Annotated in this window: 14 protein-coding genes and 1 tRNA gene; 4 read left to right on the top strand and 11 right to left on the bottom strand. The window is 66.0% G+C overall.

The genetic code is table 11. The annotated features are described in order from the left end of the window. Nucleotides 1-47 precede the first annotated feature (47 nt). Together EDD25_RS09105 and EDD25_RS09095 are read left to right on the top strand one after the other, a co-directional pair. Nucleotides 48-1,526, top strand: a complete 1,479-nt coding sequence (locus EDD25_RS09105; RefSeq protein ID WP_134172993.1) for an HNH endonuclease signature motif containing protein — start codon at nt 48-50, stop codon at nt 1,524-1,526. Between the two features lie 546 nt (nt 1,527-2,072). Then, nucleotides 2,073-3,110: an LCP family protein gene (locus tag EDD25_RS09095; RefSeq protein WP_134172992.1), complete on the top strand. Its 1,038-nt coding sequence runs from the start codon at nt 2,073-2,075 to the stop codon at nt 3,108-3,110. 228 nt (nt 3,111-3,338) lie between these two features. Here the strand turns inward: EDD25_RS09095 and EDD25_RS09090 are convergent. After that, a tRNA-Gly gene (locus tag EDD25_RS09090) sits at nt 3,339-3,409 on the bottom strand. Nucleotides 3,410-3,480: 71 nt separating this feature from the next. Between EDD25_RS09090 and dcd the strand changes: the two genes are divergently transcribed. Next, the gene (gene dcd / locus EDD25_RS09085) at nt 3,481-4,086 is read left to right on the top strand and encodes a dCTP deaminase (protein ID WP_134172991.1); all 606 of its coding nucleotides are present in this window, start codon (nt 3,481-3,483) and stop codon (nt 4,084-4,086) included. A gap of 48 nt (nt 4,087-4,134) precedes the next feature. Here dcd and EDD25_RS09080 read toward each other — a convergent pair whose 3' ends face one another. Genes EDD25_RS09080 through EDD25_RS09035 form a run of 10 tightly spaced genes read right to left on the bottom strand, consistent with a single transcriptional unit; the run spans nt 4,135 to nt 12,209 of the window. Further along, nucleotides 4,135-4,560 (bottom strand): universal stress protein, encoded by a 426-nt coding sequence (locus tag EDD25_RS09080; RefSeq protein WP_134172990.1) that lies wholly within the window; start codon nt 4,558-4,560, stop codon nt 4,135-4,137. Next, nucleotides 4,557-5,198, bottom strand: coding sequence for a V-type ATP synthase subunit D (locus tag EDD25_RS09075; RefSeq protein ID WP_277871670.1), 642 nt, complete (start codon nt 5,196-5,198; stop codon nt 4,557-4,559). Before EDD25_RS09075 ends, EDD25_RS09080 begins: the two co-directional genes overlap by 4 nt. Next, nucleotides 5,195-6,631: a V-type ATP synthase subunit B gene (locus tag EDD25_RS09070; protein ID WP_134172988.1), complete on the bottom strand. Its 1,437-nt coding sequence runs from the start codon at nt 6,629-6,631 to the stop codon at nt 5,195-5,197. Before EDD25_RS09070 ends, EDD25_RS09075 begins: the two co-directional genes overlap by 4 nt. Next, nucleotides 6,628-8,364, bottom strand: a complete 1,737-nt coding sequence (locus EDD25_RS09065; RefSeq protein ID WP_134172987.1) for a V-type ATP synthase subunit A — start codon at nt 8,362-8,364, stop codon at nt 6,628-6,630. Before EDD25_RS09065 ends, EDD25_RS09070 begins: the two co-directional genes overlap by 4 nt. Next, nucleotides 8,361-8,888: a hypothetical protein gene (locus EDD25_RS09060; protein WP_134172986.1), complete on the bottom strand. Its 528-nt coding sequence runs from the start codon at nt 8,886-8,888 to the stop codon at nt 8,361-8,363. The genes EDD25_RS09065 and EDD25_RS09060 overlap by 4 nt, the downstream gene beginning before the upstream one ends. Next, a complete protein-coding gene (locus tag EDD25_RS09055) occupies nt 8,885-9,109 on the bottom strand; it encodes a hypothetical protein (RefSeq protein WP_134172985.1) in 225 nt (74 codons plus the stop codon). The genes EDD25_RS09060 and EDD25_RS09055 overlap by 4 nt, the downstream gene beginning before the upstream one ends. Nucleotides 9,110-9,123: 14 nt before the next feature. Then, entirely contained in the window at nt 9,124-9,558 is a 435-nt protein-coding gene (locus tag EDD25_RS09050; protein WP_134172984.1) for an ATP synthase subunit C, read from the bottom strand. Further along, nucleotides 9,555-10,868, bottom strand: coding sequence for a V-type ATPase 116kDa subunit family protein (locus tag EDD25_RS09045; RefSeq protein WP_134172983.1), 1,314 nt, complete (start codon nt 10,866-10,868; stop codon nt 9,555-9,557). The genes EDD25_RS09050 and EDD25_RS09045 overlap by 4 nt, the downstream gene beginning before the upstream one ends. Next, on the bottom strand, nt 10,855-11,739 hold the full coding sequence (locus EDD25_RS09040; protein ID WP_134172982.1) for a V-type ATPase subunit: 885 nt from the start codon (nt 11,737-11,739) through the stop codon (nt 10,855-10,857). The genes EDD25_RS09045 and EDD25_RS09040 overlap by 14 nt, the downstream gene beginning before the upstream one ends. A 38-nt stretch (nt 11,740-11,777) precedes the next feature. Further along, complete coding sequence (locus EDD25_RS09035) at nt 11,778-12,209, bottom strand: hypothetical protein (RefSeq protein WP_134172981.1); 432 nt, start codon at nt 12,207-12,209, stop codon at nt 11,778-11,780. A 150-nt stretch (nt 12,210-12,359) separates the two neighbouring features. Here EDD25_RS09035 and EDD25_RS09030 point away from each other — a divergent pair, with 150 nt between their 5' ends. Then, nucleotides 12,360-12,884, top strand: coding sequence for a hypothetical protein (locus tag EDD25_RS09030; protein ID WP_134172980.1), 525 nt, complete (start codon nt 12,360-12,362; stop codon nt 12,882-12,884). The last annotated feature ends 68 nt before the right edge of the window (nt 12,885-12,952 follow it).

Below are 12,952 nucleotides of genomic sequence, written 5' to 3'. Positions count from 1 at the left end.
CCTGAGCAGGAATCAGGAATGTCGGTGGTGTCTGCTTGAATTGGGTTATGGAGAACAACGAAGAAGTGCCTCCAGAAGAGGATGCCGCGGGCCCCGTCCCGCCCGACACACCCGCAACTGCACCCGACCCGACACCCCTGACGACCCCGGTGAAGCCAATGCTGGCCATTACGAACGGTGACGTTCGTCCGTCTGACGTTGCGCGCATTCGCCGGGTGATCGACAACGCCCAGGCCGTACTACTCGACAGTATTACCGCGTTCGACCGGCTGATCAACATGGCTCACGCCGCCCGCGCGGTCGTCATCGCGGACGCGCACCGGTGGACAACGAGCACCGCGCAGTCCGGGCGGCCCAACGGGTCGCACGACCTCACCGAGTTTCAGTGGTCCGATGCGACGGCCGCACACGAAGGATTCATCGCCGAGCTCGCCGCCCTGCTGAAGCTTCCCGAGGGATCCGCGCGGAACCTGCTCACCGAGAGTGAGCTGCTCCAGTACAACCTGCCGCGCACACACCGGGCGCTGCTGGACGGGGACATCAGTTACCGGCACGCGCAGGTCATCATCGACAACGCCCTAGCGTTGCCCGACTCAGCGATGGACACTTACGAGACGGAGGTGCTCACCGACGCCGAGACCCTCACGGTGCCGCAACTGAAGAAGAAGGCCATCACCCTGCGGGAACTCTCCCACCCGGAGACAAGCCGGGCCCGGCACACCACCGCCGTCAAAGACCGCTGTTTCGGGGTGCATCCGGCCCGTGACGGCATGGCGTACCTCGAAATGACCCTGACCAACGATGATGCCAGCGCCATCAACGACCGGGTCGAAGCGATGGCGCGCAGCCTCCGCGTCACCGGTGAGGAGCGCACCCTGCCGCAGCTGCGCTGCGACGTGGCCGTCGACCTGCTGCTGAAGGGCGTCACCGAAACCGGGCTCGGCGCCGGCGTCGTCGGCAACGTGTACGTCACCATCCCCATCCTCACCCTGATGGGCAAAGGCGACGAACCCGCCATGCTCGAAGGATTCGGGCCGATCGACCCCGAGACCGCACGCCGACTCGCCGGCACTGCCACCGGGTTTCACCGCATCCTCATCCACCCCGAGACCGGCGCGATGCTCTCCTTCGGCCGCGACACCTACCGGGTGCCCAAAGCCCTCCGTCGCTACCTGGAGGTGCGCGACGAGACCTGCCGTTTCGTCGGCTGCAACAGAAGCGCCCGGCACTGCGACATGGACCACACCACGGCATGGCAGTTCGGCGGTGAAACCACCTTCAGCAACCTCGCCGCGCTCTGCGGCCGATCGCACAAACTCAAGCACGAAACCGGCTGGGACGTGAGCCAAAACGACCAGGGAACCCTCACCTGGACCAGCCCCGCCGGCAAACACTACGCCACCCACCCCGCCAGCAGAATCCGGCCACCACTCCTACCCCCAGACCTCACCCCACCCCCGGTCAAAAAACCCCGAATCGACCACTGGGCCCAACCCCTCACCTACGCCACCGACACCCCCTTCTAAGAAAGACCGGTCGATTGGCCGCACGGGCACGCACGCTCGACAAGCTGGTCCCGTTGATCGGTCTGAATGATCGCGCATACGTGATGGGAATCGAATGCAACGAGATATCAGCAACGCGACCCCGAATTTCTGAGGGGTATGCCCGGAACTACTTGCATGAATGCATGCCCAAATTCAGGGCGCTGTCTCCAAAAACCATCGAAGCGTACCGGATCTCCGTGGAATGTTTCGTGGACGACCTCATCGAAGAAAAGCTGAAAATAGGACCGACTGGTCGAGGACGCTTCCACCGGACATGGTGGATTTGGCCAATCGTCATAAATTGACGTACTCAACCAGCCTGGAGGACCCTGCCCAGCGCGGGTGCCGTGATACTCGTCACGTGGCCGAGTAGCCCGAATTTCACGAACTTGTCCCGGTCTGGGCGGCGCTTCTCGTGCGCGCTACTACGATCGTGAATGAAGGAAACACGCTCGACGCGGCCGCTCGGAGCGCGTTCGCTTGGCGCGGCGCTGGCTGGACCTACCTTGGATTGGGACGACCCTAGTGACTGATATCTTTTCGAGCCTCGGCTCCGCGCAGAAGCCGGCACCTCCCCGCAAGAGGAACGGCTGGCAGATCGCGCTAATCGCCATCGCCGCGGTCGTGGTCCTCGTGGGCGGCACCGTCGGCCTCTACGCCTGGACGCTCAGCAACACCTTCGACAGCGCGGAGAAGATCGTCGACCCCTTCCCCACGAACTTCGACAAGCGACCGGCTGCGCTCACCGGCGACGCCAGCAAGGCACAGAACATCCTGCTGCTCGGCTCAGATACCCGCGGCAAGAACAACGGCTCACTCGCGGACATGACCGGGCAGCGCTCAGACATGATCATGGTCGCGCACATTCCGGCCGATCGAAAGAACATCTACGTCATGTCGATCGTGCGCGACAGTTGGCTCGATATCCCCGGGCGCGGCAAGGCGAAAATCAACGCGGCGCTCTCCTACGGTGGTGTTCCGCTGGCTATTGAAACCATCGAAGGGGTTCTCGGGGCGCGGATCGACCACGTGGCCATTGTGGACTTCACCGGCTTCAAGGGCATCACGGATGCGCTCGGCGGCGTCGATGTCAACAGCCAGGTGCCCTTCACCAGGGGCGGGCACCAATTCTCCCAGGGTCTTCAGCACGTGAACGGCACCCAGGCCCTCGACTTCGTGCGTGAACGGAAATCCTTCAAAGACGGTGACTTCCAGCGCACGCGGAACCAGCAGGCCTTCATCAAGGCTGTGCTGACGCAAACGCTGAGCGCGGAGACACTGACCGACCCCGGCAAGATTAGCGGCCTCGTCGGTGCGGTGGCGCCCTTCCTCGCCGTCGACGACGGCCTCAACTCTTCCTATTTGGCCGGTCTCGGCCTGGAGTTGCGCGACGTTCGGGTGGGCGACGTCACGTTCTTCACGATGCCAACGCTCGGCACAGGAACCTCGCCCGACGGGCAGTCGATTGTGAACATCGACTGGGAGGAACTCAAGGCCGTGCAAAGGGGCTTCCAGACCGACACCCTCGACGAGTACGAGCCCACGGTACAGACGATCGGTTGAACCCGGTATCCCCGAATATCGAGTCTGTCGAGCTCTCAAGAGCTCGGAGATCGAGGCTGTTGTGCCGGAAAAGACGAATGATCATGGTGTCGGCGACCCTGCAAGGTCGAGGGGCTTACCGCGGGTCAACCCGCGAAAATTCAACCAAGCACCGATCGGTGGCAACGAGATGGTCGCCTTGACATGAGGTCGGCTTGAGAAGCCTGTTGACATGAGAACTGACAAGTGAGCGGATGACGGGAATCGAACCCGCGCTATCAGCTTGGGAAGCTGAAGTTCTACCATTGAACTACATCCGCGCGCCCGACCGTGAGTCAACAACAACCGGAACGGTGCCAGCATATCAAGCTCTCGCCGATAGGCTGGCATCGTGCTGCTCTCGGATCGCGATATCAAGGCCCAACTCGACGCCAAACGAATCGGTCTAGACCCATTCGACCCTGCCATGATTCAGCCGTCGAGCATCGATGTGCGGCTCGACGGCTTCTTTCGGCTCTTCGATAACCATAAATATGCCTATATCGACCCGGCCGAGGACCAGCCGGAGCTCACTCGCCTTATCGAGACGAAGCCAGACGAACCGTTTATCCTGCACCCGGGCGAGTTCGTGCTCGGCGCCACCTACGAAAAGGTGAGCCTGCCCGATGACCTCGCCGCCCGGCTGGAGGGTAAGAGTTCCCTCGGTCGTCTGGGGCTGCTCACTCATTCCACCGCCGGCTTCATCGACCCGGGCTTCACGGGACACGTGACCCTGGAGCTGAGCAACGTAGCAACCCTGCCGATCAAGCTCTGGCCCGGCATGAAGATCGGACAGCTCTGCTTCTTCCAGCTGAGCTCACCCTCCGAGCAGCCCTACGGATCGAGCCAGTACGGCTCCCGCTACCAGGGCCAGCGCGGTCCCACGGCGAGCCGGTCGTTCCAGAACTTCCACAGCACCAAGATGCACGGCGACGAAGACGGCTCCGCCGCCGAATAACGCTTGTCAGGCATCCGTTCGCTGCAGCCGACGCGCTGAGAACGGCGGTCACTCGAGGGGGACGACCAGCACCGGAACGGTCGTGAATTCCAGAACCCGCAGGGTGTGACTTCCGATGAAGGGGATGAGGTGCCCTGGCCGCTCCACGCGTCCCATGACAATCATGATCGCGCCCACGCCGCGGGCTTCCTCGAGAATTTCGGCGGCCACCCGTCCGGACCTCCGGACGCCGGTGACCTCGAGACCAGCTGCGAGGCCGCGAGCGACAACGTGCATCAGCACGGCGTCGGCACCCGCCTGCCGCCGGGTGGTCGGCATCTTGGACGCGGCCAGGTGGCGCTCGATCTCACCGCCCTCGACCACCATGACCGCGTGCAGCCTGGCTCCCAGCCCCGTGGCTTGATCGATGGCCGCCGTGACGGCCGCGAATGCCGCCGGAGAATCGTTCACTGCCACCAGAATCACGTCACTCATGGGGAATCCGTTTCTCCAATGTCCCTCGTCCGCGTCGCGGAGGAGGTCTCAGCCTGGTGCTTAGCGGCCCAGTGCACGCGGAGGTTCTCCTCGAGTTCCTGTTCCTCAAGCTTCTGACGAATCACCCTGAGCTCGTTCTCGAGCCGGGGAATCCAACGGTTCTCGATGGCCCCTTGGCGAGTGCGGGTCGCGGTCAGCTCTCTGGATAGCAGGACGACCGCCCGCTGCGCTGCGGCGTACTGGGCGGCGACGACGATGGCGGATCGGTGTGTCGCCGTAGCCCATGCCAGCGCGGAACTGCCGCCCGCCGGCGTCGCGTCGGGCAGCACGCAGGTTGCGTCTACCGGATACCTGACGCCCATGGCGCCGCCCCACTTCACCTCGACGATGGTTGGGTCGGCGGGCGATGCGTGCTTGAGCAGTTCCTGGCCGTCGAGAGCAACGGTGCGTTGAAGCCATACGGCAGCCTCGTTCGCCTGCTCTTCCCACCGCCGCCGGGTGCTGTCGGCATGCAGCTCCAGACGGTCGAGTTCTTCGGCGATGATGCGCTGTTTGCGATCGAGAAGGGTCGCGCCGTGTCGTGCCGTCAACAGCCGACGTTCGAGGCGGACCTTTCCCGCATGCCCTGTGGCCGTCACGATGGCCCCGGTTGAGCGGGCAGGTACCGCTGCAGCAACTCGGTCGATATCATCGTTAGCTCCGGCACGGGCAGCGCAGCCAATGCTGTCCAGGCTCGACCGAGAGTGTCGTCGAGGGCGCGGATCTCATCGCGTCCCTGGTTGAACAGGTCGTCTTCGACCAGGCCACGGAAAGCGAGGTAGCTGCGGTCCGTTTCGCTTAGCGCTTCAGCACCCACGAGTTCTGCCAATTCGCTGGCCTGTCGGGCGCGCGCGAGCGCGGCCAGCAGCTGCGCCGCCACGTCCAGGTGGTCCTCTCTGGTGCGCCCAGGGCCGGCACCGCTGCGCATCAACCGGGACAGGGACGACAGGGCATCGACGGGCGGGTAGATCCCGCGAGCCTGAGCCTCGGGTGAGAGTACGATCTGGCCTTCCGTAATGTATCCGGTCAGGTCGGGCACCGGATGCGTGATGTCGCCGCCCGGCATCGTCAGCACGGGCACAATCGTCACCGACCCGGGCCTGCCGCGTACCCGGCCGCACCGTTCATACAGGCCTGCAAGGTCGCTATAGAGGTAGCCGGGATAGCCCCGGCGAGCAGGAATCTCCCGGCGGGCGGCGGAAACCTCCCGTACGGCCTCGGCGTAACTCGTCATGTCAGACATGATGACCAGCACATCATCGCCCTCCGTGTAGGCGAGATACTCCGCGATCGTCAACGCGATCCTGGGGGTGAGGATGCGCTCAATGACAGGGTCATCGGCGGCGTTGAGCAACAGCACAAGCTCGCCGGCCGCCGATCGTTCCTCGAGGCGGTCGCGAACATAGGCGATGTCAGCGTGCGTGAGGCCCATCGCGGCGAAGATGACACGGAAGGCCCCGCCACTGGACGTGGCCTGCGCCGCAATCTGCGTGGCCAAGGTGAGATGTGGCAGTCCGGCTACCGAGAAGATGGGCAGTTTCTGACCCCTGACGAGCGTGGTCAGGGCGTCGATGACGGAAACACCGGTCAGCACCGGCTCCGCCGGCGGTTCCCGATACACCGGATTGAGCGGCCAGCCGGTGACGGGCAGGGTCGTCGCCCCGGTCACCGGGGGACCACCGTCCAGGGGGTCCCCGCGGCCATTGCACACACGCCCGAGCCATCCAGTGCTGACCGGGATCTGCAGGGGTCGCCCGGCGAAGCGCACCCGGATTCCTCCGGGTTCCATGCCGTCGGTGCCTTCCAGAACCTGCAGTGTGACGATGTCGTGGTCGACCTCCAACACGAGGCCGTGGCGTTGTGCACCGGAAAGCTCAACCGTGGCGAACTCATCCCAGCCGACGTCGTCGACGTCGCCGAGAACCACCAGGGGGCCACGCAACTCACGCACGTCGCCGTGCGAGAGGCGCCCGTCGCCGGGCCCGCGAACCGGTAACGGTGTCGCCTCCGCCGGGATCGCCGCATCGGTCATGACAGTTCCTCCAGACGTCGCACGATATCGGCCCGAAGCGAGCCAACAGCAGCCGCGTCAGCCGGGCCGGTGTCCTCCCTCGCCCGAAGCACGGGCCGAAGATCCGACTGCTCAATTACCGTCGCGGGGATTCCGCGTTTCACGAGTTGCTGACAAACGTCGACGACATGGAGGACAAGGTCGAGGAGGGCGGCGCCCTTCTCCGCCGAGCAGAATCCATCGTTGGCGCTGAGCGCATTCTGCATCAACACACCGTCCCTCAGCAACCGGCCGCCGAGGAGCACCATGCGCTCATGGGCGGGAAGCGAGTTCGTTCCGATGATCTCGGCCAAGTCACTCAGGCGGTCTGCCTCCGCGAGGAGCGCCGCCGCGCGGGCACGACGCTGGGCCCAGTCGGGGTCACCGTTCGCTGCATGCCAGAGACCGAGGGCCTCCTCGTCCCTCGCGAAGGAGCCGGTCCAGCTGACCGCCGGGTAATGTCTCGAGTAGGCGAGATCTCGGTCCAGCAACCACAACGAACGGATGAATCGCTGCGTGTCAGTCGTGACCGGTTCCGTCATGTCACCGCCGGGCGGGGACACGGCCCCGATCACCGTGACGGATGCGATCTTGCCGCCGAGGGTCGTCACCCGGCCTGCGCGCTCGTAAAAAGCGGCCAACGCCGATGCGAGGTCCGCCGGATACCCCTCCTCGGCCGGAAGGTCACCGTTGCGATTCGCGAACTCCCGAAGGGCTTCCGCCCATCGCGAGGTGGAATCGGCAATCAGCACGACGTCGTAGCCCATGTCACGGTAATACTCGGCGATGCAGATGCCCGTGTAGATGCTGGCCTCACGCGCCATCATCGGCATGTTCGACGTGTTGGCGATGATGACAGTGCGGTCGATCAGTCTGCCGCCGGTGCGTTCGTCCACGAGGTTCGCCAGCCCGTCGAGCACGTCCGCCATTTCGTTGCCGCGTTCACCACAGCCCACGTAGACGATCACGTCTGCGTCGCTCCACTTGGCGATCTGTTGCAGCAGCATGGTCTTACCGGTGCCGAACCCGCCGGGTACGGCAGCGGAGGCCCCGCGGGCGAGCGGGTACATCAGGTCCAGCACGCGCTGGCCGGTGTGCAAAGGAACGGTACCGAGGGGACGGTCTCGGAACGGCCGCGGAGCGCGCACCGGCCAGGACTCGGCGAGTGGGATATCGATCGCGCCCACCCGGGCGACGGCGTCCAGCGCACGCACCGGACCTTTTTCAGCCAGCCAGGTCACGACCCCGGACACTCCCGGCGGCACGAGCACACGGTGTTCCACCGAACCCGATTCAGGCACGGTGCCGAGGACCTGCCCGGGGGTGACGGCGGCGCCGATCGTCACGTCGGGGACGAAACTCCACTCACGGGCGAGTGTGGCGGGATCGTCGGCGGATGCTGCTCTGTCGGGTTCCAGCCAGAGTGGCGCAGAGGACAGCGGTCGCAGCAGCCCGTCGAAGGCGCGGCCGAGCATGCCCGGCCCCAGCAGGCCGGTGAGCGGGCTCCCCGTGGCCTCTGCCGCATCACCGACTTTGAGCCCGCCGGTGTATTCGTAGGCCTGCAGCGTCGCGAGGGCGCCCCGGATGGCGACGGTCTGGGCACTGATGCGATCGGGTCCCACGGCCACGATCTCCAACATGGACAGCCGGTCGAGGCCCTCCACCTGCACCAGCGGGCCACTGACTCGAACGACGGTGCCCGCGGGGCGGGTCATGTCGAGACCCACAAGGGACTGATCTCGGCCGACAGGGAATCCAGGGTGCTGAGAGCCAGCGTCGGGAGGGAGAGATCAAGACGGCGGGATCCACGTTCGGCGATGCCCCCTCCGTCCGAGCTCTCCGTGAGGGTCGCATCCGGCCCCAGCGCGGCCCGCGCGCGTTCGGTCAGCCGGTCCAGAAGATCCGGATACCGCGGATCACTGCGCAAAGCTGTCGCGGATTCGGCGACCTCACGTCGAAGCTCGAGAAACAGATTGTTCTGCTGCGTCAGCACGGTCTCATGGGCTTGTCGGCGAGTGCGCGCTGACCGCAGCGCCGCCTGCGACCGGCCGGCTGATTCACCGGTGGCAGCGGCACCCGCACGTATGCGATCGGCCTCCCCGTGAGCCGCATCGAGGAGCACCTGCGCCTGCGCCTGGGCATCTTCCTGGATTTGCGCGGCCGTCTTCCGCGCCGTGGCGAGCAGCGCTTCCCGCACCGGGGCGAGGGCGGCCTCGGCCTCGGGTTGAAGGGTGGTCATGACGACAGCACCACCGTCAGGGGAGAATGCGGGTCACCGACGGCCGGCCCGATGGCACGCGCGGCGCGCGGGGTGAGGATCACGACGCCGGCATGCCCGATGAGTTGGGCCCAGCTGCGGCGCACATCTTCCTCCGTTTCTGCGACATAAACGCTGGCCCCGGCCAGCCCGAATCCTTCGAGCAGTACGTTCTCGCCGAGCGCGGCAACGAAATCCGACATGATCGCTGCCCGTTTCAGGCTTGACCGATGAGGATGATGGCGATGATCAGCCCGTAGATCGCGATTCCCTCCGCCAGCCCGACGACGACCATTGCCCGTCCGAAGATCTCTGGTCGTTCGCTCATTGCGGCGAGGGCGGCCGAGCCGGTGTAGGCGACAGCGAATGACGCACCGAGCGATGACCCCGCTACGGCAATGGCGGCAGCGATGAGAGCGGAACCACCGCTGCCGGTGGTGGTCGCGGCCGTGGCGGTAGCGGCCGTGACGGTGGCCGCGGTTGCAGGCCCCGCCGTGAGCGCGGCAGCGACGAGAGCCAGGGCGCCGGCCATGATGGCGGCGTTGATGACCACGAGGAGGGTGAGGCCGGACCTGCGCTTGCGTCTCATCAGTACGACGGCACCTATGGTCGCCAGGAGGAACGCAGGTATCGTACCGAGCCAGATGTTCACGAATGATGCCTTTCAGTTTCACGGATGCCGTCACGGATGCCGTCGGCGGAGTCGTCTGCAGGGGTGAGCGACCAGGGGCGAAACGGACGCCCTTCGGCCTGGAAGATACGGGAAAAGAGCTCGTAGTATTCGAGCCGGAGCGCCTGGATTCCTGCCACGAGGGCCTCCAGAGCGAAAGTGAGAGCGTTACCGACCAGGAACAGGAGTATCGCCGCGGCCGCACGCCAGTCCGGGGCCCACAGGGCGGTCGTCCCGGCCCAGACCACCGTGAGGAGCGCCGCGTGGGTAAGCCCGAAGGCGGCCAGTCTCGCAAACGAAACAACATTGGACCCGAGCCTGATCACCGTGTCGACGAGTTCGATAGCGGCCTGGACCGCTCCCGTTGCGCCACCGCCCGCATCCACGAAATACCCCACGAAGATGAAACCGAGTGCTGCGACCGCGAGAACGATCGCGACGGCGATGAGTGCGCCCTGGTCGGCAAGGATTCCCCAGGCGAGCAGTCCGACCGCCAGGAACAGCGTGGAGCCGGCTATGCCGGAACTGGCATACAGGGCGTAGCCCCAGCCTCCCTCCCTGACCCGGTTGATCGTGCCGAGGGCATAGGCGCCAGCGAGCAGGACGGCGCCAAACACGAGCGCCGTCACCAGCAGTGGAATGGGGTTGGCCAGGGGGTCCAGCCACAGTACGGGTATGAGCCCCGTGGGCCCGAAGGCTTCTCCGTAGAGTACGCCGAAGACCATCGACGTCAGTCCGGCACCGGTCACGAACAGCCACGTCTTGCGTAGTTTGGCTAACCGGGTGATCCTGCCGCTGCGGAGCACCAGTCCGGCCGCGAAGAGGATGGCGCCGTGTCCGAGGTCGCCGAACATCATCCCGAACATGACCACGTAGGCCAGCCCGGCCAGCCGCGACGGGTCCACGTCGGCGTAGGGAACGACGCCGTAGGTGTCGACAAGGGTACGCGACACCCGCCCGGAGCCGGTGCCGGTCAGCAGCGTTGGCGGTTGCACGCCCCGCGGGCGAGGTAACGGCACGACGGCGGCGCCCAGCGGAGTGAGCGCCTCGGCGAGTGAGGAGAGTTCCCTGGACGGCGTCCAGCCCACCCACGCCGCGGTGGGTCCGGAGACGATCGCGGCGTCCGAGGCTCGCACGAGTTCCTCCGGTCCGGCCCCGGGTGGGTAGGGAAGATCCAGCTCAACGGCGGCGTTATGGGAGACCGCCGTGAGGACCGCGCTGCGGTGCTCCTCAGGGCCGACGATGGCCACCCGCTTCATCTGCACGGGGCTGAGAGATTCACGCCACGGCATCGAGCACCTCACTCGTTCCGGTGCCGGAGTCCGCGGCGGAGAGCGCGGCACGCACCCGCCAGGCATCCATCGCGAGCACGGCAATGCCGCCCAGCACGATCGTGGGCCCGGGCATCGCACCGCGCAGGAGGCGGAAGCCGTCGGTTTCCACGGTCGCCCGCAGCCTGGCTTCAGATAGCCACAGGTCCTTCGGTCCGTCTGCATCCCGTAATGCGTCGCTCGCTGCCTTCGGCAGGGCCGAGCGCAGCTCGTCGAGGCTGCCGGCCCCCTCCCAGGCCCTGCCCAGAAGGGGATGCGCCACTTCACGGAACCGCGCCGAGGGCACGGACCGGTCGACCAGCAGCATCCGCGCCGCCATCAAACCGCTCGCCGCCTCCGCCCATGGACGGGCGGCTTCCGCGACTGCGGCAAGCCGACCGAGCCAGACGACGGTCAAGATGTCTCGGCGAGCCGTCGTATCGCCGGATCCGGCGTCTCCCCATGGGGAAGTGTGAAGGGCCTCGCCAAGCTCAGCAGCCGATTGCGCGTCCCGTAATCGAGGCCATGACGTCGCCAAAGCGCCCAGGTCGAAGAACTCAGGCGGGGGCTGGGTGTCCTCGAGGCTGCGTGCCAGGGCCACGATGTTGTCGCGCTCGTAACCGCCCGCCGCTGCCCGCGCGAGCCGCGTTCCTGTGCCCGGTATCCATCCCGCGAGAACCCTCAGCTGCCACAGCACCGTCGAACGGATGCCGCGTTCTGCAGCGGCCCGATCCGTGCACCCGGCCAGGCGCTCACCGTACGTTGTGTGCTTGAGCAGGGCGAGGCCATCCTCGAGGCTGCGCTGCGCCGCGATGCGTTGGCTTTCACCGGCGCCGACCCTACGCTGGGCCATCGACCTGGCCCGCACGGAGGCGGCTACCCAATCGGCCTTCACCGCGGAGCCAGCTGTTCACCCAGCATCGCGTCCAGGACGCGCCGCACGGCGACGGGCAAGCGGGCGACCCCCGCGACCTTGAGTGCGGCGGCCTCGGCATCGGCCGCAGCGAGCAGGCCAGCATCCGCTTCGGCAGCGACCTGCAACACGCGTGCCGCCGCACGCGACTCCTCGGCGCCCGTGTCGAGTCTTGCCTGGGCCACGACCGCGTCCGCGCGCTCACGTGCGCGGGCCAGCATACGGTCGGCCTCGTTCGTGGCTTCCTCGACGAGTGCGCTGCATTCCGCCACGTCGGCGGCGAGGGCGGCGAAAACGGGGGCGAGTTCGGCCTCCGGGCCGAGCTCGTCTGAGGCTGGGACGCCCGCCGGGCCCGCCCCTCCCGGCGCGCCGACAGGGCGGAACCGGTCCAGAAAATTCTGTCTTGGCATTGATCTCCTCGGAGTCGAGGGCGCTCTGTTCTTGGAGTGTAGACCCAACGCACTGCGGCACAACAGGTTGGTGCCGTCATGCCTCCCTTGATCCTTCGCCCTGATCGTCTAGTTAATACGCAGGTAACGTTCACGCGGTAAAATCAACTCATGACCGCCACTCCCACGCCCCGATTCAGCGAGGCACTCGTCGCGTCTGAAGCGACCCAGAAGTACCCGGAACGCATGAAACGTTTCGGGCGTCTCGTGGGTTCGTGGGCCGTCACGGGCACCCGGCTGAACGAGGCGACCGGCGAGTGGTCAGAACGCAGCTTCGTGTGGCAGATGGAATTCATTCTCGATGGCCGTGCGGTTCAGGACATCGAAATCGAGACTCGTCTGTCGCACCCGACCGGGGACGAGACCGTCGCCACCGCCATCCGGGTCTATGACCCTCTCGCCGGCGCCTGGCGTGTGAGCTACTTCTCGCCCCTGACGGGGGAGTATTGCCATCTCGTGGCCACACCGTATCGCTACGGAATCCGCCAGGATGGCACCCGCACCGACGGCAAACCGATCCGATGGAACTTCACGTCCATCACCGCAACGTCGTATCGGTGGGAGGGGTGGGTGTCCTCCGATGAGGGCGTGACCTGGCTGCTCATCGAGCACAACGAGGCCACCCGCATCCACTGACCGGTTGGGCCAGTCCTCGACGCGTCAGCGAGCGAAGGCGGGCTCGGCGGATACTCAGATTCCGCCCG

It is taken from the genome of Cryobacterium psychrophilum (genome assembly GCF_004365915.1).
Classification (GTDB): Bacteria; Actinomycetota; Actinomycetes; order Actinomycetales; family Microbacteriaceae; genus Cryobacterium; species Cryobacterium psychrophilum.
The sequence above is the reverse complement of the archived record's forward strand: the minus strand, read 5'-3'. Positions and strand labels throughout refer to the sequence as shown.